At 44.2% G+C, this 24,743-nt stretch carries 15 protein-coding genes and 1 pseudogene; 5 read left to right on the forward strand and 11 right to left on the reverse strand.

What is annotated here, in order from left to right:
* Positions 1-50 precede the first annotated feature (50 nt).
* On the reverse strand, positions 51-689 hold the full coding sequence (locus BACINT_RS06190; RefSeq protein WP_007661444.1) for an HU family DNA-binding protein: 639 nt from the start codon (positions 687-689) through the stop codon (positions 51-53).
* A 342-nt stretch (positions 690-1,031) separates the two neighbouring features.
* Here BACINT_RS06190 and BACINT_RS06195 point away from each other — a divergent pair, with 342 nt between their 5' ends.
* Positions 1,032-2,369: a VapE domain-containing protein gene (locus BACINT_RS06195; RefSeq protein ID WP_007661446.1), complete on the forward strand. Its 1,338-nt coding sequence runs from the start codon at positions 1,032-1,034 to the stop codon at positions 2,367-2,369.
* A gap of 260 nt (positions 2,370-2,629) precedes the next feature.
* On the opposite strand, the gene BACINT_RS06200 is transcribed toward BACINT_RS06195, so the two are convergent.
* From BACINT_RS06200 to BACINT_RS06220, 5 genes and pseudogenes are all read right to left on the reverse strand, one after another.
* Positions 2,630-3,145 carry a hypothetical protein gene (locus tag BACINT_RS06200; protein ID WP_130069980.1) on the reverse strand — a complete coding sequence of 172 codons (516 nt, stop codon included), beginning with the start codon at positions 3,143-3,145 and terminating at the stop codon, positions 2,630-2,632.
* Between the two features lie 7 nt (positions 3,146-3,152).
* On the reverse strand, positions 3,153-4,697 hold the full coding sequence (locus BACINT_RS06205) for a hypothetical protein (protein ID WP_044154803.1): 1,545 nt from the start codon (positions 4,695-4,697) through the stop codon (positions 3,153-3,155).
* 11 nt (positions 4,698-4,708) lie between these two features.
* Entirely contained in the window at positions 4,709-5,116 is a 408-nt protein-coding gene (locus BACINT_RS06210; protein WP_157448647.1) for a hypothetical protein, read from the reverse strand.
* Between the two features lie 778 nt (positions 5,117-5,894).
* Positions 5,895-6,704 (reverse strand): annotated as a pseudogene (locus BACINT_RS24825) (O-antigen ligase family protein); the annotation flags it as partial.
* Between the two features lie 3 nt (positions 6,705-6,707).
* Positions 6,708-7,712, reverse strand: coding sequence for a hypothetical protein (locus BACINT_RS06220; RefSeq protein WP_007661459.1), 1,005 nt, complete (start codon positions 7,710-7,712; stop codon positions 6,708-6,710).
* A gap of 229 nt (positions 7,713-7,941) precedes the next feature.
* Between BACINT_RS06220 and BACINT_RS06225 the strand changes: the two genes are divergently transcribed.
* From BACINT_RS06225 to BACINT_RS06240, 4 genes are all read left to right on the forward strand, one after another.
* On the forward strand, positions 7,942-8,457 hold the full coding sequence (locus BACINT_RS06225; RefSeq protein WP_007661463.1) for a hypothetical protein: 516 nt from the start codon (positions 7,942-7,944) through the stop codon (positions 8,455-8,457).
* A 103-nt stretch (positions 8,458-8,560) separates the two neighbouring features.
* The gene (locus tag BACINT_RS06230) at positions 8,561-9,253 is read left to right on the forward strand and encodes a DUF6250 domain-containing protein (RefSeq protein ID WP_007661465.1); all 693 of its coding nucleotides are present in this window, start codon (positions 8,561-8,563) and stop codon (positions 9,251-9,253) included.
* Between the two features lie 42 nt (positions 9,254-9,295).
* Positions 9,296-12,361, forward strand: coding sequence for a chondroitinase family polysaccharide lyase (locus tag BACINT_RS06235; RefSeq protein WP_085930020.1), 3,066 nt, complete (start codon positions 9,296-9,298; stop codon positions 12,359-12,361).
* A 28-nt stretch (positions 12,362-12,389) separates the two neighbouring features.
* Positions 12,390-13,757 (forward strand): sulfatase family protein, encoded by a 1,368-nt coding sequence (locus tag BACINT_RS06240; RefSeq protein ID WP_007661467.1) that lies wholly within the window; start codon positions 12,390-12,392, stop codon positions 13,755-13,757.
* A 9-nt stretch (positions 13,758-13,766) separates the two neighbouring features.
* Here the strand turns inward: BACINT_RS06240 and BACINT_RS06245 are convergent, their stop codons facing one another.
* The 5 genes from BACINT_RS06245 to BACINT_RS06265 form a co-directional block, all read right to left on the reverse strand.
* Positions 13,767-14,708, reverse strand: a complete 942-nt coding sequence (locus BACINT_RS06245; protein ID WP_007661468.1) for a tRNA-dihydrouridine synthase family protein — start codon at positions 14,706-14,708, stop codon at positions 13,767-13,769.
* 236 nt (positions 14,709-14,944) lie between these two features.
* The gene (locus BACINT_RS06250) at positions 14,945-17,845 is read right to left on the reverse strand and encodes a chondroitinase family polysaccharide lyase (protein WP_007661469.1); all 2,901 of its coding nucleotides are present in this window, start codon (positions 17,843-17,845) and stop codon (positions 14,945-14,947) included.
* A 130-nt stretch (positions 17,846-17,975) separates the two neighbouring features.
* Entirely contained in the window at positions 17,976-19,556 is a 1,581-nt protein-coding gene (locus tag BACINT_RS06255) for a RagB/SusD family nutrient uptake outer membrane protein (RefSeq protein ID WP_007661470.1), read from the reverse strand.
* Between the two features lie 23 nt (positions 19,557-19,579).
* The gene (locus BACINT_RS06260) at positions 19,580-22,759 is read right to left on the reverse strand and encodes a SusC/RagA family TonB-linked outer membrane protein (RefSeq protein WP_007661471.1); all 3,180 of its coding nucleotides are present in this window, start codon (positions 22,757-22,759) and stop codon (positions 19,580-19,582) included.
* Positions 22,760-22,924: 165 nt separating this feature from the next.
* A complete protein-coding gene (locus tag BACINT_RS06265; RefSeq protein WP_007661472.1) occupies positions 22,925-24,484 on the reverse strand; it encodes a sulfatase-like hydrolase/transferase in 1,560 nt (519 codons plus the stop codon).
* Positions 24,485-24,743: the final 259 nt, after the last annotated feature.

Genomic DNA, 24,743 nt, shown 5'->3' on the forward strand with positions numbered 1-24,743 from the left:
TGCTGGAGCTCCTTGTTCATCGGTGCTCCGGCTGAAACTATTTTTTCTTTTCACCGCTTCACCTCTGCATCCCGCGACATGCCGTAATATCCCGGCATGGGGCGGTAGATGGGTTGCGTACGTCGCCCCACGTTTATCAGTTTGCCTTCCTCCTGTAGCCGTTTCAAATGTCCGTTGGCGGTGGTACGTGCCATAGCGCACAGATTCTGGAAATCGTAGCGGATCAGTACGTCATGTTCGGTGAAGTACTCTTTCAGGCGCATGTCTATCTCCACTTCCGAGAGGCGTTGGGAGTGGCGGGTATATTTGCTCCGGGTGGCCGTGATGCCTGTCAGCGCACTTTTCAGATTGACGTCGGGACGGAAGCTGATGCTTTTCAGCCGTACCTTCAGATGCTTGTTCGGTGTGCTGCGGGTTACTTTCTGCGTAGCTTCCAGTGTTGGGGAGAAATACCCCAGACCTTCAATGTGTACCTCACGGCCTTCGCGCAACTCCTCACCGCAAATCTGCGTCAGGCAATCTATCGCATTCATCACATCGCCCGTCGTGAGCGAACTGCGGGCATGCACGCGGGCATACAGTTGTTTCATTGTCACTTTTCCGTTAAGCAACGGGCGGGGATGCAATCCCCTTTCTTCCGGATCACCCTCAGCATTGGGGTTCTCGTACCAATCATATACTATTGACATAAGTCTTATCTCTTTATGCGGTTAATATCCTTACTTTATTGTGCCAAAGGTGTTCGCTTGTAAATGAACCACTCCGGTCGGAAGATCGGACAACTCCAGTCGTTCGGTCGGATAACTCCGGTCGTTCGATCGAATGACTTCGGTCGGTCATTTATAAAGAAGCATGCAAAGATACTAAAATAAGCGGGTTGCACGTATAAAATCCCTATCTTTTTCTGCAAGCGTCTTTGTGACAAAAATAGTAGGGAAAAGCTTGCAAAACCCCTATTCCGCATAGTAACTTCGTAGCATCAAGCTCGACAAGCCGATACTATTAACTATTAAAAGAAAACAAAAAACATCATGAAGAAGAATCGAACGTTATTGCAACAACACCGACTTTTGCGCGAGGCAAGCCAACTACTGACTATTGCTGAAAAGCTGAAAACGGAAAAACCGGAAACAAAACATAAAACATCGAAGCATGCCGCTAATGCGACTTCGCTCCTGACCCGCAATGTAAAGGAATTCCTGACATCCCGTTACGACTTCCGCTACAACCTGCTGACGGATGAGACCGAATTCCGCCCCGCCGGACAACGTACCGTTCCCTTTACTCCAATCGGCAAGCGTGAACTGAACGCCTTATGCATTGAAGCGCATGACGAAGGCATCCCTTGCTGGGACAAGGACCTGAGCCGCTACGTCTACTCTTCCTATATCGCCTCTTATCATCCCTTTCACCTTTATATGGACGAACTGCCCGCCTGGGACGGGCGTGACCGGCTGACCGCACTTGCCCTACGCGTTTCCTGCCGTCCGTTGTGGGTACAAGGCTTCCACACATGGATGCTGGGGCTTGCTTCGCAATGGATGGATCAGTCCGTTCTGCATGCCAATAGCGTGGCGCCCATTCTCGTCAGCCGGGAGCAGGGGCGTCGGAAGAGTACCTTTTGCCGCTCACTGATGCCCGACGTGCTGATGCGTTACTACACCGACAACCTGAAACTCACTTCGCAGGGACAAGCCGAAAGGCTCCTTGCGGAAATGGGACTGCTGAACATGGATGAATTTGATAAATACGCCGAAAACAAGATGCCGTTGCTGAAGAACCTGATGCAGATGTCCGCCCTCAACATCCGCAAGGCCTATCAGCAGAATTTCCGGCAACTGCCCCGCGTGGCCTCATTTATCGGCACAAGCAACCGCTTCGACCTACTCACCGACCCGACGGGCAGCCGCCGTTTCCTATGCGTGGAAGTGAAGCATGATATTGACTGTACCCACATAGAACATGACCAGATTTTTGCCCAACTGAAAGCTGAACTGTCTGCCGGACGACGTAACTGGTTCACCAAGAAAGAAGAGGGAGAATTGCAAAGACATAACGAAAAGTTCTACCGCACCAGCCTTGTTGAAGAGGTACTCGCTTCCCGGTTCCGCACCCCGCTTGCCCATGAAAAGAGCCTTGACTTGACCGCTACCGACATTTTCAGCGAATTGCAGACGGCCAACCCTGCCGCCATGCGAGGCAGTAACCCTATGCGCTTCGGGCAAGTATTGCTTCGGGCGGGACTGAAAAGGAGACATACCGAATACGGCAATGTGTACGAGGTGGTGAGAAGACTGGATGTTTCAGCCGGAAAGCCGATGAATAGGGGGATTCGGGGAGGGCTGAAAGAACTGCAGGAAGAGAAATAGGTTATGGAAAGGTAATGCACGAGTAGGCATTCATGCTTGATAAAGTTGTTTTTCTGTTTTCAATAGTAACAAAGCTGACAATGAACAACTGAAAATAGAAAAACAACTCAAATTTGTCTTGTGCTCCCTAAAACTATATATACTTTTAGTCAAGTTGATATATTTGCTTATATACCGACCCAATGTTATCGTTTGCTATTCATTTTATATATAAAGTCATTGCTATCCACTTTTTTAGTGGACAGCAATGATATAAATTTTTAATCAAATCCTAATCCTTTCCAATACCAAAATTTATCTTTAGAGGTATCTCCATTGTTGTAAAACAATATAAATTCCATATCTTCTATAATGAAATCACGGAGATATCCCCTTATGGCTTTATTTTGATCTACTCTGTTTTTAAATTCGTATTCTGCAATCCCGGCACTATCTGGGTATGGTTCATAAAATTTGATAAAACAACAATATATTGGAAATTTCTTTATAAGATGAAACTTGTCATCTCCCCAATATGATATTTTTATACCTATTATTTCTCCCGAATTTTTCCAATCCTTCCTAGAACTTCCTATATAATAGAATTTTAATTCAAAATCATCTGCAAATATTCCGAACGGTTTATTGATATACTTTTCTATTTTCTTCTCTGTAAAATTAGTTTTTATATATTCTAACGTATCGTTATTGCATTCTTGCAAGGATATATATCTGTCCTGTGCAAAAGCGGATATGGATGCCACCAATAGTGACCAAATGAGAATTAAATTTTTCATAAGTTTGTTATTTACAGTTATACGGTATAATTTTATCATCAATCGTTTGGGTATAGTATAATCCGAAAGAGTTGCTGCTTGAAGGCTCACTTTTCAATATGCGAATCCCTGAATTAGTCTGTTCGGCTAATTCGGCAAGCGACATCATGTGTCTGTCGGTATCGGATAGTCCTTTTAGTTCCTTATAGATACTTTCCCATTTTTTATCTAAATCGGATTCTGCTTTAAACATCTTTGTTTCTGTATCTGAGAGACAGTTCGAATATTTAGAATAAAACAGTTTTGCTTTTTGGACATCTTCAATATATAGTGCATAATTACCATTGGTGGTATAGACATACGTGGTTGAATAAACATTATTATCAGACACCCATTTGGCTGTATTCAAGAAGTCGATTCCGGACGGTGGAGTACCGTTAGGATGATTATGTATGGTAGCCACAGTTGTAGTAAATATAGTGACTTTGACACTGGTTGGAGAATTACCTGTTTTTAACTCCCTTAGTCTATACACCTCTTCATCCGAATAATAAGACAGGCCGATAGAGTTTTCATTATGTCCATTGGTTCTGAGAAGATTCTCAAAATCACTGAAAGCAAATGTTTCGGGACCATCAGGATAGGTATTCTTCATCGTATTATACATAGTGTTCGCACTTGCTTTGATTTTGCCGGAAGCAGGGATTGGATCACAGTTGCTATGGACTTCTTTACAGTGTCTTTTCTCACAAACCGGACATCTTTTTCCATCACATATTGGACAAGAAACACTCGCCCTTGTGGTTATGCCATCCATAATCAGTCCTCCACACTCCGGACATTTGGGACCATTACAGTCATCCGGATTGTCCGGCTCTGTATTTTCATCATCGCAAATGCAAGGATCATTGCCGCAATTAGGACAACAAGTACAGGGAAAATTACGGCAATCCGGACAACAGATGCAAGGATCGTGTCCACAATCGGGGCATTGGGAATAGCAAGTGCAAGGGTCGCTTCCACATACGAAACACACATTGCAAGTACACGGATCATTCCCGCAATAATAGCAACAGTTGCAGTCGTCAACGTTTTGTCCGCATCTGGTACAATACTCAATCAAGACTTCGCATCCGCCACCGTCGTATGTATGATACAAGCCACAAAAGGCACAATAGTAGACATCATTTTCCCAGTCGATAGAATAACTGGAAGCTGATAAGGAACGGTCTACCAGACTGATGGAAAGGAAGTCGTTGTCTTTCGAATAGTCAGATTGTTGCTGGCATCCGGCCCGGAAGATTTTGTGCGTTCTTTTGCCATTGGTATAATAATAGGCCGATTGGATGCGTCCGCTCGGATAAGACTTGTACCATATTCCGGTGAAAGCATGGTTATCGGGAATATGACGCATTGTTTTCATTTTTTTTCCGTGCTTTTTCATATAGTCTTTTTCTCCTATCAGGGTAACCATATAGCAATTTGTCTTTTTCTTCCCGAGCCTCTGTTCAAACACAAGCATGAACTCCGGTCTGACACGTTCAAAGATAGTTTTTTTTCCTTTTCGTTTCATTGTTTTATGGGCTATAATTTCCCGCCACTGATATTCAGAGGTATTTCTATATAGACGGATACTGAATCCGACCATTCTCTGGCTTCATCCCATAGAGGAACAATGTTACTCTCTTGAATATCCGGCAGGCCGCGTGTGTGATGCTTGTGCTGACACGCATCAGTGTGTACGTGGGTACTGTCTTTCGCGGTATCTATGCTATCATTCATTCCATGACCACCGTTTGCCTTGTCTTGTGTCTGTGGCAAAGTCAATAGGGGGATGTGCGAATAATACTTTTTTACTGCGTTGAGGCTTATGGCATCATCCGTTGTTTTCTGATTCCGCTCTTGCCGTCGCGAGTAGGGTAAATCATCAAAGCACGAATTCCATATCACTGCGAATAGGGCTAAGATGAATATTAGTTTTTTCTTTTTCATAACTAATGTATTTTTGTTGATTAATAATACATTCTTTTTTCCGGTTAAAATTCTTTTATTGTCTCTCACCTCCTTCCTTTGTTTTGCTCAAATACTCTTTTACCAAATGTTTCATTTGAAGAGCGGTAGAGCCTTCTTGTTTGAATTTGCTATGAATGATCGTGTGGGCGCTATTCAGTGCCTTATGGGTTTGGCCGGTTTCGGCGTAGTGGCGAAACAGATAGTATTGCGGCAAGACGTGTCCCGGAGCCATGTTGCAGGCGATGGACAGAAACCGTTCTGCTTCCTCGTATTTCTGAAGCCGGTGACAGCAATTGCCTAAGTCGTACAAGATCCTTGAGGAAGGAAATAGCACGGATGCCCGCCGTAACATGACTTCTGCTTTGGGATAGCTTTTATTTTTGTAGAACTGCATAGCGCAGGAAGCAATGTATATATGGTTATTCTTATAGCAAGGATAATATCCGAATAGTTTGTCCTCCAGTCCGGCACCGGGCAAGCACCCGTATTCATGAATCATACTTTTTAATTCCCGTTCTTCGGACTTGAATCGCCATGCTCTGTAACTAAGGAGGCATGACGCCGACAGGCAGATGGTTATCAAGATATATCGGGGATAATAGCAGATGTTTTTTCCCGGATATGATGCCGCCATGACGGTTACCAGCAATATGATGGGCGTGATTTCCAACGGATATGAAAAAAAGGCAAAGATGCAATAGAAAGATAATACGGGGTGGAAAAACGACATGCTTCTGAACAACAAAAATAGCAGAATAAGTCCGATGATTCCATATTCGACTATGATGCGCAGGTATTCGTTGAAGGCATGGCTGTTATCGGACGCTTTGAGTTTGTAGGGAGAGTCCGGATGGTTTGCAAAATACTCGGCTTGTGTATACATGTACCGGGATGCAAAGGTGTTTACGCCCGAACCTGTTAATGGGGAAGTATGAAGAAGCTGTCCGCTGTTTTTCCATATAAACAATCGCGCGTCGGCAGATTCTTTCTTCAGGAAATAGAGGGCTGCCAAGCAAGAAAGGCACAATACCGCTACGGGAAATAGGTGCCGGTATCGGATTTTGCGGTACCTTGCCAATAGGTGTATAAGGGATATGAGCAGAGCTATCCATGCGGCTCGGGAATAGGAGAGGATGATAATTCCCGATATTGAGGCTGCTGCGGGTATCAATAGGGTAAAGATTGTTTTTCTGTTCTCCTTATAGCACAACGACATAAATTCTACGATTAATATCAGGCAGGCACCGATATAACCTGCCAAAGGTACCGGGTTCTTGAAACTGCCTGTAACCGGGAAGTTGTTGTGGTTGGATTCTGCCCAACCACAAAATTGCCCCCATGCGATGAGGGACTGAATAAATCCGGTAATTGCGATTATACCCAATAACTTGTATTGACAGGACCGTGTCAAGCAACGCACTGCTGCATAGCAGAGTGCAACGCAACCCCATATCAGCCAATCATTTTTGTCCATAAGGTTATCGGACGTTCCAACGGTGTGGCAAATAAGGTAAAGCGCGAATGCGCAAGCGTATAAGTCGGTATATGTAAAGGCTTGTTTTATCATTTTTTATCTGAAGATGACTCTGTTTCTTTCAAATGTGAAAATTCTCTCTTCGCGTCCTTTCGTATGGTTTCTGATCCAATACAGCCCGTTGACGGGTACCGAATCGAAATCAATGTATGAATATTCGGCCACTTTCATGCCCAGGCTGTTGAAGCCTTTGTCGTCACCTACCAGTAGCTCGTAAGTCTCACCGGGTACTATATTGTTATCATCCGTCAAAGGCAAGTAATGAATGCGGCTGATGCTGGCCGGAGCGCCCAAATCAATAGCCACCCAATCCTGTATTTCGGCGGAAGTTAATTTGTCCCGGTCGGATAGGGCTGCCTTTTTCTGTTCAAATCCCTTTTCCTTGGGTGATGCGAAAAAGTTCCCTTTTAATGGAACGGTGTCATTACCGGAGAAAAATTCCAGTTCAGCGATTGAGGTCTTTCTTGGAATCAAAATTCTCCAATACCGGTATTTATGCGGATGAGAGATGAAATGATCCGCATAGTTGGAATATGCGTTTTCTGACAAGGTGGATACTTCGACTGAGGGGATGAAAGAGGGGAGATGTGAAGCTTCTATTTTTGCCCCTACCATTTTGTCGCTATTGCGGTTGACCCAATTAACCAGCGGATATTTACGTTTGAGGCGCAGTGTCTGCGTCTGCTTTTTATCGGGGCGCAAATAGTGGGGCTTTCCTGTACTGGTTATTAGAAACGGATAGGATGCGGGAACTATTTCATCATTGATCCAATATCCTGCAATGCAGGCAATGCCGGTTCCTACATTTTCAAATGTTACTGTATTCTCGCTGATCTCTCCGAAATGTATCGGGACCCATTTCTCATTATTAAATGCGCATAGGTAGGCGAATTTCCGTTTTTTTACGGAGTAGTGTAGCAAGACCTTTTCCAGTTCAATATGGTTGTCTCCACTTTGCGATATTGCTTGCTCTAACTGACTTTCTTGTTGGATACATGATGTCAGAATACTAAAAAGCATAAATGATATTATTGTTTTCATAAGTATTGGATATATCGTGTTATTGGTAGTAAAGGAACGGATATAATATGTATCTTCTTTGTAATATTATCTCATATGTTTGAAGATATGGTAACGGATGGATTATTCTTATTTTCTGCGGATAAGATAAACTACACCTTAACAATATTAAATAAGTTTGTTTTGTATCGCTTTCGGATTTTGCATTATCTTTGCGCCTGATTAATAAACCCTTTGACATTGTAACCAGATGAAAGCAATTCACTTTGTATTTTGTCTTTTCGCGGTACTTATGCTGACGACTACGAATAGTCAGGCTGCCGCAGCTAATGAGGACTTCCAGGCATTCCTCAAGAAATTTACTTCCAGTGCTTCTTTCCAGTATTCCCGTATCAAGTTTCCGTTGAAAACTCCCATTGCCCTGTTAGAGGAAGATGGTGAGACGGAGAAAACTTTTCCGTTTACACGTGATAAGTGGGCGTTGCTGGGTGAAGATGCGTTTAAAGAAGAACGCATCACAGACGAAGAGGGCGGAGTTTATGTCTCCCGGTTTACCGTGAACAACCCCAAGCATAAAGAGTTTGAGGCTGGCTATGATGAGTCGGAAGCTTCCCTTCGCGTAGTGTTCGAGCTGATTGATGGAAAGTGGTATGTTACCGATTGCTATACTGATTGGTATAACTTCGATCTTCCTATCAGTGAGTTGCCGGAAACTATCACTACAATAGAAGAGGAGAATAAAGCGTTTGAGGAGATGCATCCTTAAATTACTAAAATATACCTTTTTTGTACGATTTATGTGTCATTTTCTCTAAAAAGTACCGTTTCTTTGCAATGTGGAAATATTGTAAACGAAACTAATACCGGAAATGACACGTTCAACTTTCATACATATTCTGTGGGAATGTATTTTCCTTTTTCTCCCTTGTACTTTATTGGCGCAAGAGCGCGCTTCTTTGGGCCATTGGATTGCCGAAGACCAGTCGGGGATGATGGACTTCACCATCCGTGAAGATACGCTTGAACTTATCGTGCCCGAAGGGCTTACTTTATGGTATAAAGACCGCCTGACCGGTGATTATGAAATCAGTTATCATATCTGCATGGTGATGAATGGCGGAGAACACGATCGTCTTAGCGACATGAACTGCTTCTGGGCTGCAAACGATCCGAAACACCTTGGCAAACTATTAGCTCGCTCCACTTGGCGAAATGGCATCTTCCGTAACTATAATACATTGAATCTGTTCTATGTAGGCTATGGTGGTAATGATAATACCACTACCCGTTTTCGTCGTTACTACGGTCAGTTTTACGATGTAGATGAGGCTCGCATCAAACCTTTGATTAAAGAGTATATCGATCCTGTTCATCTATTGAAGCCGAACCGATGGTATCATATCCGGATTCGTGTTCAGAATAATAGCACAACTTTCTTAGTAGATGGTGAGGAGCTTTTCCGTCTGCCTCTCGAAGCCGGTGCAGGTGATGGGCACTTTGGCCTGCGTCTTCTGCAAAATCATGTTCGTTTCACTAACTTCCATATCGAACGTTTGAATTAATCCCATTAATATTCTCATACCATGATGACGAAACTTAATCTGATGAAATCTACCCTTGTTGCTGCATGTGCTGCACTGTTTTCCTTTAGCCTGTCGGCACAAGTTGTAAAGAATGACCGGTTACTCTCTTTTGAACAACCAGAGCTTCCTGCCGGGCTGAGCGCAACGAAAGCCACACTCGGCATCAGCGACCAACATTATAAAGACGGTACGCACAGTTTACGCTGGACCTTTGAACCCGGTTCTATACTAACCCTTCAGCGTGATCTGAAGTTCGAGAAGAAAGACCCCACCGGAAAGGACCTGTACCTTTCCGCCTTTATTGTCTGGGTGTACAACGCAAAAGCCCAGAATACTACTATTGAGTTTGAATTCCTGAAAGACGGAAAGAAGTGCACTTCTTTTCCTTTCGGTATTAATTTCACAGGTTGGCGTGCTGCCTGGGTCTGCTACGAGCGCGATATGCAAGGTACTCCTGAACCTGGGATGAATGAACTGCGTATCGTTGCACCCGACGTGAAAGGAGAGTTGTTCATTGACCATCTGATAACTGCCAGTAAAGTGGATGCCCGTCAGCAAACTGCTGATGTGCAGGTACCCTTCGTTAATAAAGGAACCACTAATCATTGGCTGGTGATTTATGAACACTCCCTGTGGAAACCGGAAATAGCCCTTACTACGGTTAGTGAGAAGGACAGACAAGATATGCAGTTGATGGAAAAACGTTTCCGCGATATGCTTTATACTCCTTCTAAACTGACAGAAAAAGAGATGGAAGGTATTCGTAAGAAATATGATTTCTATGGGATTACTTATAAGAACGGTGTTGTAAGCGGACTACCCATCTTCATGGTACGACAGGCAGAAGCTTACGAACGTATGTATCCCAACTGGGACAAAGGCATGTTCACTAAGTTAGGGATGGAGATGAGTGAGTATTTCAATCTGATGCGCCGGATAGCCTATGCCTATAACAATGCTTCGGATGCTGTGACAAAGGATGAACTGAAACAGAAGTTTCTGGCCATGTACGACCATATCACTGATCAGGGAGTAGCCTATGGCAGTTGTTGGGGGAATATCCATCATTACGGATACAGCATGCGCGGTTTGTATGTGGCCTACTTCCTGATGAAAGACGTATTGAGGGGAGCCGGAAAGCTGAATGAAGCGGAACGCACCTTGCGTTGGTATGCCATTACTAATGAGGTGTATCCTAAACCCACGGTCAATGGCATTGATATAGATACTTTCAATACACAGACGCAGGGGCGCATGGCAAGTATCCTGATTATGGAAGATACTCCTGAGAAACTTCAATATCTCCGTTCTTTCTCCCGCTGGATAGATTATGGTTGCCGTCCGGCACTCGGATTGGCCGGTTCTTTCAAAAAAGACGGTGCTTGTTTCCATCATCGCAATAACTATCCGGCTTATGCGGTCGGTGGTTTGGATGGTGCTACGAATATGATTTATCTGTTGAGTGGAACAGGATTCAAAGTATCTGAAATAGCGCACGAAACAGTAAAGAATGTATTGCTCACCATGCGTTTCTATTGTAATACCAAACAATGGGCTCTTTCCATGTCAGGGCGCCATCCCAATGGAAAGGGACAATTGATTCCCATACAATATGCTACTTTGGCATTGGCTGGTACTCCCGATGGAAATCAGAAATATGACCCTGAACTGGCTGCTGCTTATCTGCGTCTGGTTTCTTATACGGAAACTCCTGATAAGAATGCTCCTGATTATCTGCCGAAAGCATCTACCGCTTACGAACAAAAGCTAAAACAGCTATTTGAAGCACAGGGATTCCGCCCCGAGCCCAATCCGCAAGGTAATCTGGCGTTAGGGTACGGTTGTGTTTCAGTACAGCGCCGGGATAACTGGGCAGCTGTGGTACGTGGACATTCCCGTTACCTTTGGGCAGCAGAACATTATCTGGATGCCAACTTCTTCGGTCGTTATTTGGCTCACGGCAGCATGCAAATATTAACCGGAAAGCCCGATGAAATGGTTACTTTTACCACCAGTGGCTGGCAAGAAGCAGGATTCGATTGGAACCGTTTCCCCGGTACGACGACTATTCATTTACCATTCGATCAGCTTCGCGCTAAAGTGATGAATGTAGATACTTTCTCCGGCATGGAAGAAATGCTTTATTCCGATGAGGCTTTTGCTGGTGGCTTGTCTCAGGCGAAATTAAATGGTAACTTCGGCATGAAGCTTCATGAGCATGACAAGTACAACGGCTCACACCGTGCCCGCAAGTCTTATCACTTCTTCAATGGAACGATTGTATGTCTGGGTACGGATATTGAGAATACAAATGAAGAGTTCCCGACAGAGACTACCGTTTTCCAATTGGCAGCCACTACTCCCGAAATGCATGATTACTGGGCAGCTTATAAAAGTGACGGACAGACCTATATCGATCCTAACGGAGTAGGTTATTATTTGTCGAAAAACTCGATGAAAGTGGCAAAATATGAAAAGAATTTCCCACAAGTTACCGTAGGTGAACGTAATCCGAAACCTACTTCCGGTGATTGGGTTTCATTGGTATTAGAGCATGGAAAGGCTCCGAAGGGTGCTTCTTATGAATATGCTGTCCTGCCCCGTACGGATGCAGTTTCCTTGAAAGCTTTCGCAAAGAAACCGTCTTACAAGGTATTGCAACAGGATCGCAACGCTCATATCGTTCGTTCTCTGACTGATAAGCTGACCTCATACGTACTTTTTGAAACACCACAGGCATTGCCTGAGGAGGGTTTGCTGCAGAAAGCTGATACTTCCTGTCTCGTCATGATACGTGAAGACAAAGATAAGCTCTTATTGACCGTTTCCCAACCGGATCTGGCACTATATCGGGGGCCGAGCGATGAGGCTTTTGACAAGGATGGCAAACGTATGGAACGCAGCATTTATTCGCGTCCTTGGATTGACAATGATAGTGGTGAGATACCTGTAACCGTTACTCTAAAGGGCGCATGGAAGGTTGCAGAAACTCCCTATTGCAAAGTGATTTCCAAAGATAAGCAGCAAACGGTTCTGCGTTTTACATGCAGAGATGCCGCCAGCTTTGATGTGGAGCTGAAGAAATAATGAAGTTAATCCTTAAAATAGAACTGTGATGAAAGTAAAGAATATAATGTTGTGTGCAACGGCTGTCGCTCCCTCCCTAGTTTGGGCGAAAGAGTTGCCTAATATCATCTATATTGTAACCGATCAACAGACAGCCTCTGCGATGAGTTGCATGGGAAACGATGACTTGCATACTCCGAATATGGATAAGCTGGCAGAGTCAGGTGTCCTGTTCCGTAATGCCTATTGCTCTACGCCTTTGAGTGGACCTGCCAGGGCAGCTATGTTTACAGGCTATACTTCGCACGAAGTAGGACTTGCCCGAAACGGTACACCGATACCGGACTCATTGCGTATCCGGACTTTGGGGACATTGATGCAGGATGCCGGTTATGATTGTATCTATGCCGGTAAATGGCATGTACATACAGCCTCCATGCCGGATAAAGAGTTCGGTTTTACTACTATCCATCCTCATAGTGATAATGGGTTGGCGGAAGCCTGTGTCGACTTTCTGGAACAAAAACATACCAAACCCTTCTTCCTGGTGGCGGGATTCGATAACCCGCATAATATCTGTGAGTACGCACGTAGCCAGAATTTGCCTTGGGGAAATATAGAAGACCTGCCGCAGAATGAGTGGCCGGGACTACCTCTTAATTTCGCTAAGAATCCCTATGACGCTGATGTTATCAGTTATGAGCAGAGCCTGAATTATTCGGCTTATCCTACCCGTAACTACACTCCGGATGATTGGCGCCGTTACCGAAGCCTCTATTACCGTCTGGTTGAAAAGGTGGATGCAGAAATCGGTAAGATTTTGAATGCTATAGATAAACAGGATTTATGGAAGAATACAGTCGTGATATTTACCAGTGATCATGGCGATGGAGTGGGAGCACACCATTGGAACCAGAAATCGGCTTTATATGAAGAGGTGGTAAATATCCCTCTGATTGTAACCTTACCGGGAAAGAAGAATGCCGGCAAGGAGATGCCGCAACTCGTGAATAATGGTGTCGATTTTTTTGCAGCAGTTTGCGACTGGGCAGGCATCCGGCTTCCTGAAGGGTTGCATGGTGTTTCTTTCAGACCGTTGGTAGAGAAAGCCGATCCGTCATTGAAGCACCAGGACTATATCGTAACCGAAACCACTTTCGATAAAGGCGGGAACACACGTGGCTGGGCTTTACGTACCTCTCGCTATAAATATGTGTTGTATGACAAAGGCCGTTATCGTGAGCAACTTTTTGATATGGAAAAAGACCGTGGTGAAATGCGGAATCTCGCCATCGAGGAGAAATACAAAGAGATTCTGTTGCAACACCGGGAGTACCTGCACGATTGGATGAAGCTGCATCATGTAGCGCAGATACGTAAGGATGTACATACGATTCCGGGTGTAAATCCGGAATAAGATTAATGATTATCCCAACAAGCTGCGGACTGCCGCTTGGTAAGTTTCCAGCTTGTTGGACTTATGAATTGCTTTTTTTGCCTTCCGGTCTCCGTCCGGCATTAGATATTCCCAGAAGTTCTTCATTTTCGTCAGCAGTTGCTTGTCTCCCCCTTCCAGAAGATTACCATACTGGGCAAATACGTCAGCATGGAACAATCTGAGTCTCTCCTGCATATCCTTTTCGGAAAGCGGATGTCCCTGTTGATACTCCAAAGCTAAGGCGGGATTGGCAAGCAGTCCACGACCTATCATGATACCTGCCAGTTGTGGGAAACGTTCTCTGATGGCCTGTATATCTTCTATTGTAAGTAAATCGCCGTTATACATAAGCGGATGGCGGCACTCGTTGTAGAAGGTTTCAAAACCTTTTAAGTCTACTTCCCCTTTATATTGTTGTTTTCCCAATCGGGGATGCATGATGATATGTGTCAGTGGCAGTTCATTCAGTAAGGGTAGCAAAGCCAGACATTCTTCCGCGTTTTCCCAACCCAACCTCATCTTAACAGAGAATTGAAGGTCGGGGTGATTCTTTATGGCAGCAGTCAGCAACTCCCGCACCTCTTCGGGATAAGGAAGCATTCCTGAACCATTGTGACGTTTAGCCAAAAGAGGGAAAGGACATCCCAGATTTATGTCCACATTCTTATATCCTTTTTCGATGAATAGGGCTATTATTTGCTCCATTTTGTCCACATCGGGAGCAATGAGTTGTGGAATAAGCTGCACGCCACGGTTGTTTTCCAGAGTAATCTCACGCATATCTTTTTTTCGGATTTCTCCGTGCTCCACACGTACAAAAGGAGTATAATAACTCTCTATACCGCCGAATATACGGGCATGCGCTTGTCGGTAAATAGCCTCGGTGTAACCTTGCAGCGGGGCAAAATGAATGGGGAGGGTATTCTGCATATCAATCAGTTATTCAATATTTCTGCAAAGGTAACTATTTTAGCGGAATAACCATGTTCATTAAAACCATACCTGAACTATACTTGAGCCATACTTGCTCTGTACCAACCCCGTACTTCCTCCGTGTAGAGGTACCTCTGAGTGGAGAATGTACGGAGCAAGTCTGGTCTAAGTATAGCTCAAGTCTGGCTCAGGTATGTAGCCGAGTAATTACTACAAATATTCTTTCGTGATTCTCAATTTTGCTGTAGGCTGAATTCTACAGGTTGTCCATGTTGGCAATGAACAGTGAGAATGGTATTCTCTCCGTCTGCTGTCAGGGTTACCTTTTCATTGGGCGTACTGATTTTCCATTTTCCTTTTAATTCTAGTCTCTTTTCAAGAACGCGGCTGGGATTCTTGGTGGTATATGCCTTTTCCTCAATATTTAGGTTTGGATCGCAAACGCTCATAATGATATTCGCTTTGTCCCTCCTATACATAACCATTGTTTCTGCCGGAATAAGGTTAAGCAGGCTATCCCGTTGCGAGCGATAGGTTTCGAAGACAGCATAGGCGGTAATATCGGTTAATCGGTCGTGTACGATATGTGCACTATCATTCCGTTGTAATACTTCGTATGTTTGCGTAGCCTCATAGTTTTTTAATTCCTGATCGGTTGGCTGTATCCATACGAGGTATTCATACGTTCCATTTTTAGGGGCTTTTCCATGTTCAATCCATGCTGAAGCGAAAGTGCCCTGTGTTACAGCGCGTGTTTTTTCATGACGGGATTCTTGTTTCGTGATCTGTATTTGTACATTACCGTCTTTTACGAAATAATGGTTATTGTAACCGTCCCAGATGGAAAGTAACTTTTCAGTAGTACCGGAAAGTTTCTTTTTGAAGCCAATCTCTTTTTCTTCTTCTCCGTTAACGAGGATGGTGCTTTTTCCTTTTTGGAATGTACTCTGGAAGAGAGTTGTTTCGGTTGGATATTCGTTATTGCTGTTATGAATACCTGTTCCTAAACAGATCATCCTGTTTTCAAAACAGAAGACTGATTTGCGGGCTACGAAATCCGGGGTGAAGTTTTTCAGTTCACGTTCCATCAGTTTCGTTACAAACATGCCGTTTTTTCCTTCCAGTGAACTACTGCCTGAGAAATTTTCTTTGGAATGTGCCATGGTAGTTCCCGGTAGCGGGCTATCCAGCAATTCGAATGGTAAGTGGATGGTTGTAGTTCCCGGTAGGCGATTCCAATCCCAACCGTTCTCATCGTAACCGCTGGAAAGGCGTGAGGGGTATCCCATAATCTGGACAGAACCATAACTCTGATAACGTCCGTAGCGGTTATCTTTCCGGTAAATCTCAGATCCCCAGACGTCAGTGGTATACCCTTTTAAGGTTACCATCCAATCGCTTCTCCGGAAAATACCTGCCGCTCCATAGTTATATACAAAAAAACCTTGTGGGGCAGAGGCGGGAGTGATACCTTGCGTTTTGAAGTAACGCGCTTCGGGGGTATCCTTTTCACAAAGCCGCAGGTAGTCTGCTGCCAGATGATGATCGAAGGCATTACCTTCTCCTGATAAGTCTCCTGACAAGGCAAGATAAGCAAAAGCAGCTACATCATCCGCTTTCATCGAGCCGCCGAAAGGATGTCGTCCGCTGATGCCAACTCCCCACTCATATTTGTTGGAGTAGTTACGCATGGCAATAAAGGCGGATTTCAGTACTTGACGGGCTTCTTCGGTAGGTTCATAGACCGTTTTATTGGTTAAGGAGATGAATTGTCCTACCATGGCTAATACACCTGTGGTATAGGCCGGATAGAAACCGCCATGGTGAAAAGTGGTTCCGTCTACTTTGATACCTCCGATAGTGCCCGGAGTGTATTGAAGAGAAGAGGATACCCAACGGGAAAGGCCTTTCAGTGCGCGTACTCGTTCCCGCTCGTCAGTGAACAGCAGTGCTGAAACTGTTTTAGCCATTAAAAGCGTATGCCAACTGTCCAGCAATTCATCTCTGCCGTATTGATAAGGCTGGCGGGTTTCTTGCAAGGCAGACCAGAAAATGAGGGTAGACAAGATATTATCCCGGTTGGGAGCCTTCCAGATAGCGTCGCGCATTAACCAGGCTGTAGTATATATCTTCCGTACTTGATAGCCGTAATGATGATTGGTTCCCATTCCGCTACCGAAAGAGAATCCTTGATTGATGGCGAAGTCCCAGACAGTGAAGTAATTCTGACGGGAAGATCCGGAATGATTGTAATAAGCATCGTAAGCGAATCCGGAGAGCATTGTTTCCAAGTCATTCCAGGATATTTCTCCTTTAGAACGGTCCAGTTCATCGGGAGTCAGGATAGGAGCACCTGTGAATCCTGTTCCGGAGCGCTGAATATTGGTTTTCTGAAAAACATCGTATGCTTTGGAGACTGCTTCTTTCGGTGCTTTTTGAATATCGAGGGCGGTGGTCAACCGTTGTTCCACTGTGCGCAGTTCCTCTTTTTCTGCTTGAGTGAGGGTGGAAGGTAGTGGGATATCATACTTATATTGTTCCCATTGCCAAACCCGGCACCAATGCCACAGGTCACGATAGGAAAGGGAGTTATTGTAAGGTATCTGCAAGTCGGGGGTAGTGCGGTCGTTCATCTTTTTCACAGGGAAAGTCAAACGGTCCAGAAATATGCGGCCTTTTCGTTCAGGGGCTATCAGTCGATAACTTGCTATTTCTTTGTTTTGTTTATTTCCTTTCATGTGTTGGAAGCCAATCCAGCAAGCGCGCCAGCCAGCCGATGCCAACTGGAAACTGAACCAATAAGACACATCTCCTTGGGGGGAAAGGAACTCAAAACGAATGGAATCTTGCTGGGGGACTTCATTATAAATCCATAAAGTTATTCCGTATGAATTTTCCATTTGTTCATCAAGGGTGAGAAGCTTTTCTAGAGAAATATTGAGTTTGGAACCGGAACGGAAATCCCATTCTAGGCTTTGCCTCCCTTCTTTGTAATACCGGGTGGACAGGGCGATTTTTCCCTTATCGGCTGTTGTAAACTCTTTGGGGATTTCTGTCTCAAAACCTATGAATTGAGCAAAAGATACTTGGCTGCATAGCAACGCAAGGGTGAATAGCAAGTGTTTTCTGGTCATAAGGTATATTGTTTTTTAAAAGTTATAAAAGAGGAGAGGAACCTCACGGTCACTCTCCTCCACACATATCAAATTGATTAAGGTCTATTTGATTTCATTTTAAGGTTAGAAGTTCTGTGTAATTAAATGATTATTTCCAATATTTGTTTTGTTCCAATTTGGTGTTTACACCAAGTTCCTTAGTCGGAATGGGGAGGAACTGGTTCTTTTCAGTTGTATTACTTACATACTGAGCCGCTCCTTTGGCATTGTTGGCAGTAGACCAACGTGCATCATTGACTGCTGCTCCCAAATCCTCTTTGATAGCCTTGTAGTAAATGCCCCAACGTACCAGGTCGTACTTGCGAAGAGACTCAAAGCAAAGTTCACGACCACGTTCATCACGGATCAATTTCTGGAAGTCACCGTATGACAAATCTTTCACTTCGTCAATTCCTGCACGTTTACGTACTTCGTTGATACATGTGTAAGCTAATGCTGTAGGACCTTGGTTTGCTTCGTTTTCAGCTTCAGCGAGCATGAGCAGTACATCGGCATAACGCAGGAGACAATAGTTCTCTTGAGTATAGTTCTTATGCTTAGGGCTGCTGCTCTCCCATTCACGACGGTATTTGCCACAACGACGGTCTACAATCTGATTATCTTTCCAAGCAACCTGTACATCTTTGTTATTGAGTTTGTAAGGTGCCATAGCAAGATCGCGGCGAGCATCTTTTGCATCATACAAATCCCACAGAATCAAACTACCGGCATAGAATGCATACGTATAACCGGCGCCTGTTCCTGCAGAGTTTTCCTGAAGGTTGCCGATTACATTACCGATACGGCTTTCAGTATAACTACCGTCGTCACGTGTTCCAACAAATTCTACTTCCCACATGCTTTCATTGTAGGTAGTTTCATACTGGTCGGAAGCTAAGGCTTTCCACATGGCATATACATCCGGATTCAGCTTATGCTTCTTGGAATCGTACACTGCTTTAGCATACTTGGCAGCTTTTTCATAATATGGCTTTCCACCTTTTGAAGGTTCGCCTGCGCGCCACAAACATACACGAGCCAGAATACCTTCTACTACAGTTTTCTTCACATGTGAAGGGGATGCATCATAGTTGCTGTCATCTACCATATCGAGGCAGTCTTCCATTTCCTGAATGATCCAGTCGAGTGCTTCGGCGTGGGGGGTAGCCTCCAGACTGCTGACGGTAATATCTTTTACTGTTTCTTTACGGATGGGCACTTCATACCAACCTTGTACCAGCAAGAAATGATAATAGGCGCGCAGGAATTTAGCTTCTCCTTTGATGCGTGCTCTTACTTTCTCGTCAGAGATACTGGCTCCATCGATATTGTCGAGCAATACATTGGCATTATTGATTCCTGAGTAAAGTGATTCCCATGTGTACCATAGATCGGTATTACCCGTATTATGTGAATTGGCCACTACCGCACTTGTTTGGTTTTGACGATAGTAATAACTCAAATCGTCAATATTGGACAACATGCAAGAATAACGGTTTCCATACACATGTTCTGCTGCCATTGTCCAGTATACACCGGCTAATGCCATTGTGCAATCAGTTTCATTCTTGTAGAATGTTTCAGGCGCTACAAAATCGTAGGGCTTGGTGTCAAGCATATCGCAACCAGCCATAGAAGTAACTATTGCCAAGATGCAAACTTTCTTGAAGATATTATTGATACTTTTCATATTAGTTTCTTGATTTTAGGTGATTAGAAGGTTATGTTAATACCAAGTGATGCGTTGAATGAACGCGGATAAGCGGACCAGTCGAAACCGGGAGTCAATACACTGTTACGTGTAGAAACCTCAGGATCGGAACCGGAATAACCTGTAATGGTGGCTATATTCTCTGCCGAAACAAAGAGTCTGGCTGCACTGATACCTAAAGAACGCAATGTATTAGGTGTGAAATTGTAACCCAGTGAGATGGTCTTTAACTTCAAGAACGAACCGTCTTCTATATACAGAGAACTGTAGTATTCTGCACCGATAGCTCTTGCACGTGGCATGTTGCTAGCCGGATTCTCAGGACTCCAGCGGTTTGTATAAGAAGCGAACATATTTGTATTCTTCTTGCTTTGAGGATTTTCAAATACCATGCGGTTCGCATTCAAAATATCGTTGCCGTAGCTCCATTGCAGGAAGATATTAAGATCCCAGTTCTTGTAGACAAAGTTATTGCTGAAACCACCTGTATGCTTGGGCTGTCCGTTACCAATAATGGTGCGATCGTCATCAGTGATTTTATTGCCTTCTTTATCACTTAGCTTCTTATATTTCGGATCACCCGGTTGGGCATCGTCTGAAATACGAACTACATCATCTTTCAGTTTGTATATGGTTTTGCCATTAGCATCAACTGAGGTGTTGAAATCTTCATATTTGTAAACACCGTCATAGATGAAACCGTACATACTTCCGGCTGCGTCACCTTTTTTGCTGATATAAGCAGGCATGGTCTTATATTTGTTATCCCAGTTTACGAAACTGATCATGTCATCTTGCCCGTAATTCAGTTCTACAATCTTATTGCTGTTGAAGGCAATGTTAAAGTTAGAAGTCCATGTAAAGTTCTTACCCTTGATGTTTATAGTTTCCAGTGTAAGCTCAAAACCTTTATTGCGTAATTTACCAACATTCAGTGTAGCACTGGAGTATCCGGAACTTGCGGGAACATCTGCACCCAACAACAGATCTTTGGTAGTTTTGATATAATAGTCCATTGTTACATTGATACGCCCATCAAAGAAACCAAGATCCAAACCGAAGTCATATTGTTCGGTAGTTTCCCATTTCAACTTTTCATTGGCCATTGATCCTAATACATATCCGGGATAGAAAGAACTGCCCCAAGGATATTTGTATACATTAGAACTGGTAACCAATTGTGCCATATAGTCGAAGTCACCGATACGGTTGTTACCTGTGAGACCCCAGCTTGCACGTAATTTACCGTTTGACAACCAAGGAAGTGCGTCGGATACGAACTTCTCACGACCGAATGCCCAAGCCAATGAAGCTGATGGGAAGTAACCCCAACGATTGCCGGGGGCAAATTTGGAAGAACCATCGGTACGCATAGATGCTGTAACATAATACTTGGATGCATAGTTGTAGTTGATACGTCCCAGATAAGAAATCATGGCGTTTTCTCCTTGTGATGCTGTGACAACCGGAGTTGCGGAACCTTTGCCGATACCGGACATTCCGAAAGCTTCGTTTGTAATCTGTTCCTGGGTAATGCTGCTAAGATAGCTGGTGTATTTTTGGAAAGTAGCACCGACTAAAGCATTCAGGTTGTGATTGTTCTTTGCATAAACGTATGACAATGTATTTTCGTTCAGGTAGTTTCTTGTCTCCTGTTGTCTCAGGAATGCATTGATGCCTTTGCTTCGTGTATTAGACGGATGTGTATTACCGGTACTAGTTTGGCTTCCGTTGAATTCTTCTCTTTTGATGTCGCGTCCGGTGTATCCGGCAGTAACTTTGAACTTCAGGTTTTTGATAATTTCCCATTCTACACCTAAGTTGGCTTGCAGATGGTTGGTTGTGGTACGACGGAACTCATTCTTTGCAGAGAGTACCGGGTTGAAACGGTAGTCATTACTCATGTCCACATCGCTATCGTACAGTTCGGCCAGAAGGTCGGAACCGGAGGGAGAAACCGGACGATAACCCCATACGCTATACATCAGTGAGTTGGATACTGTTGTTTCTGCGGTGGAAGGATTGGGACCGTTTTGCACGTTGCTTGCAAAGTTTGCATTTGCATTGATCTTTATGCTCTTATTGATTCTTTGGTTGAAGTTGAAACGGCCCTGGTAACGAGAGAGGTCAGAGTTGATGATGACACCCTGTTGGTTGCTGTAAGAGAGTGATGCAGAGTAGTCCATTTTATCGCTGCCACCACTTAAACCTACATAGTGGTTGTGGCTGATAGCTGTACGATAAACTTCGTCCTGCCAATCATAGCTCTTGAAGTTTTTATAATCATCGAGAGTGATACCATCTTTCAGATAGTAGTAAGCAAACTCATCCACTTTTTCTCCATCTACTTCTTTGGTATTTCCTTCCATGATTTCTTTTTGCAGGTTGACGAAATCGTAGCCGTTCATCATGTCCATGGTGTTTCTTACTTTGCTAACACTGACACTACCATTATAAGAGAGAGTTGCTTTTCCGGCTTTACCCTTCTTTGTTGTGATGATAACAACACCATTGGCACCACGAGAACCGTAGATCGCTGTTGCAGAAGCATCTTTCAATACGTCGATGGATTCAATATCGTTCGGGTTGAGGGCGCTCATTCCGGAAGTCTCACTTGGGAAACCGTCAATAACGTACAACGGAGCGGTACTTTGAGTTAAAGAACCGGCACCACGGATTACGATATTAAAGTTGTCGCCCAGACCACCATCTGTGGAAGATACCTGTACACCGGCGATACGTCCACCCAGTGTTTCTGCTACGTTGTTGATAGGGGTTTTGGTCAAGTCGCTCATATTAGCCTTACCGATAGCTCCGGTTAAGTCGCGACGTTTTACGTCACCATAACCAACAGCCACAACGACTACCTCATCCAATGCCTGTGCGTCTTCTTGCAGAGTAACATTGAAAGTCTTTTGGCTGCCAACTTTAATTTCTTGAGTTTTATAACCTACAAAAGAGAATTGCAGGATATCAGAGGATTTAACATTGTCTAATTTAAAACTACCGTCAAGTGCGGTAATAGTTCCATTAGTAGTTCCTTTCACAACGACGCTAACTCCGGGAAGTTCTCCCATAGCATCAACAACTTTACCTGTAACTTGGCTACCTGTCTGTGCTTGTACGCCTAATACGCAGCAGAGAAAAGTTGCCAGTAGCATTAAGGTTACTTTCTGTTTCATAAATATTAAATTAATTAGTTATTAAAAAGGTTGTTCTTTCTCGTTAAACGACTCGAATCACCATGCAAATGTATGTGATTGAATAGAAGGCGACTTTCGCTAATAGTTCGCAAAAAGTACGAATTTGTACATTCTTGATAGAGAAGACCTGTTCTGTACGATTCCCTACCTTATTCCTTGGTTCTTACCTGCTTTCACCTGCTCTAGTAATGCTGAAAGCTCTTTTACCATCTCCGGATGCGTTGCCGCAACATTATCTTTTTCCGATGGATCGATGGAAATATTGTACAGTTGGGGCTCGGGATCGTTTCCTAACTCCATTCTCGTCCAATGTTCGATGGCTGGTTTGTTGCTTGGTTCGATGTATTTCCATGTTCCTTGAATAATTGATAAGGTATTATTCAGATTCTGCTGTACTACATAATCACATCCGGTATTATCTTTCCCTAAGAAAGTAGACAGTTGGTCACGGCTGTCGGGAGCGACGGTTGCAGGTGTAAGCGGGTGATTCAGTAAGGTAGCCAAGGAAGCATACACGTCGATCATAGAGAATAAAGCTTGCTGTTTGCAAGGTTGAATACCGGCAGGCCAACGTACAATGAAGGGAATACGTGTTCCGGCTTCATAAGCACTATACTTACCGCCACGGTATTGTTTCATAGGAGTATGACCGTTCAGCAATTCGAAAGCCTGATCCTGATAGCCGTCGTCAATAACGGGACCATTATCGCTACAGAACACAAAGATAGTGTTATCTGCAAGGTTCAGACTATCCAGAGTATTCATGATCTCGCCTACAGTCCAATCCAGTTGCAGGATTACGTCGCCACGGGTTCCCATACCGCTCTTTCCGGCAAAACGGGCATGAGGTACGCGAGGAACGTGTACGTCTTGTGTACCCATATACATGAAGAAAGGTTCGTCTTTATGTTTTATGATAAAGTCTTTAGCTTTACCGGTGATGACATCTGCAATGTCTTCATCTACCCAAAGAGCCGATTTCCCACCAGTCATCCAGCCGATACGGGGAATACCGTTTACGATTGTATTATTATGACCCTGGCTGGGTTTCAGTTTTACGAGTTCGGGATTTTCCAGTCCGGTAGGCCAGTCACCTACTTTATGGTGGTAATTAACGGTAATGGGGTCGTCGGGGTCTAAACCTACAACGTGTCCGTTTTCTACGAATACGCAAGGTACACGATCCACAGTGGCGGGAATAATGTATTCATAATCAAATCCTATATCCTGGGTATTCGGCTTGATAAGATGGTTGAAGTCTGTGCCTCCTTTAGGACCAAGTCCTAGATGCCATTTACCAACGGCTCCGGTAGCATATCCTTCTGCCTTAAACATGTCGGCCATGGTGACGCAGGCTGTATTGATAATGAGCTCGGAGTTGCCGGGGGCGATTCCTGTATTTTCCTGTCGCCAGGGATACATACCTGTCAGCAGACCGAAGCGGGAGGGGGTACTGGTGGAAGAGGTGGCATAGGCATTAGTGAACTGCACACCTTGTCCGGCAAGGCGGTCGATATTGGGGGTACTTATTTTAGTGGCGCCATAGCAACTCAAGTCACCGATGCCCAGATCGTCGGCAATCAGGTAGATAACATTAGGCTTCTGACGGGTAGTGTCGGCGGTTTCTTTCTTCGACGGATTTCCGCATCCGGCTATCAGGGCTGCGCCCGGAAGAAGGGACCATAAAGGGGAAAAATGTTTCATAGCTTTTTGACTTTAGATTGTTATTTCTGAGGTCAAAGGTAGTGGCTTTTCCGGAATTGAGTGTATAAGGGAGTACAAGGGAAGGACGAAAATGTACATAATGCTAATGAGAACACTGGAATGTACAGAAGAAGATGTTCTCCCTTTATAGAGAATCTTTTCTCAATATGGTGAGAGTTTCTTCTCAATGCGATGAAAATAGATTCTCTGTTTGATGAGAAAAGATTCTCACCATAGCGAGAAAGATGAGAAGACTCAT

This window comes from Bacteroides intestinalis DSM 17393, assembly GCF_000172175.1.
GTDB classification, from domain to species: Bacteria; Bacteroidota; Bacteroidia; order Bacteroidales; family Bacteroidaceae; genus Bacteroides; species Bacteroides intestinalis.

Excerpts from the sequence above, each read along its gene's own strand:
- BACINT_RS06190 (WP_007661444.1), bottom strand. The coding sequence starts at position 689 with ATGTCAATAGTATATGATTGGTACGAGAACCCCAATGCTGAGGGTGAT.
- BACINT_RS06195 (WP_007661446.1), top strand. The coding sequence starts at position 1,032 with ATGAAGAAGAATCGAACGTTATTGCAACAACACCGACTTTTGCGCGAG.
- BACINT_RS06200 (WP_130069980.1), bottom strand. The coding sequence starts at position 3,145 with ATGAAAAATTTAATTCTCATTTGGTCACTATTGGTGGCATCCATATCC.
- BACINT_RS06205 (WP_044154803.1), bottom strand. The coding sequence starts at position 4,697 with ATGAAACGAAAAGGAAAAAAAACTATCTTTGAACGTGTCAGACCGGAG.
- BACINT_RS06210 (WP_157448647.1), bottom strand. The coding sequence starts at position 5,116 with ATGAAAAAGAAAAAACTAATATTCATCTTAGCCCTATTCGCAGTGATA.
- BACINT_RS06220 (WP_007661459.1), bottom strand. The coding sequence starts at position 7,712 with ATGAAAACAATAATATCATTTATGCTTTTTAGTATTCTGACATCATGT.
- BACINT_RS06225 (WP_007661463.1), top strand. The coding sequence starts at position 7,942 with ATGAAAGCAATTCACTTTGTATTTTGTCTTTTCGCGGTACTTATGCTG.
- BACINT_RS06230 (WP_007661465.1), top strand. The coding sequence starts at position 8,561 with ATGACACGTTCAACTTTCATACATATTCTGTGGGAATGTATTTTCCTT.
- BACINT_RS06235 (WP_085930020.1), top strand. The coding sequence starts at position 9,296 with ATGAAATCTACCCTTGTTGCTGCATGTGCTGCACTGTTTTCCTTTAGC.
- BACINT_RS06240 (WP_007661467.1), top strand. The coding sequence starts at position 12,390 with ATGAAAGTAAAGAATATAATGTTGTGTGCAACGGCTGTCGCTCCCTCC.
- BACINT_RS06245 (WP_007661468.1), bottom strand. The coding sequence starts at position 14,708 with ATGCAGAATACCCTCCCCATTCATTTTGCCCCGCTGCAAGGTTACACC.
- BACINT_RS06250 (WP_007661469.1), bottom strand. The coding sequence starts at position 17,845 with ATGACCAGAAAACACTTGCTATTCACCCTTGCGTTGCTATGCAGCCAA.
- BACINT_RS06255 (WP_007661470.1), bottom strand. The coding sequence starts at position 19,556 with ATGAAAAGTATCAATAATATCTTCAAGAAAGTTTGCATCTTGGCAATA.
- BACINT_RS06260 (WP_007661471.1), bottom strand. The coding sequence starts at position 22,759 with ATGAAACAGAAAGTAACCTTAATGCTACTGGCAACTTTTCTCTGCTGC.
- BACINT_RS06265 (WP_007661472.1), bottom strand. The coding sequence starts at position 24,484 with ATGAAACATTTTTCCCCTTTATGGTCCCTTCTTCCGGGCGCAGCCCTG.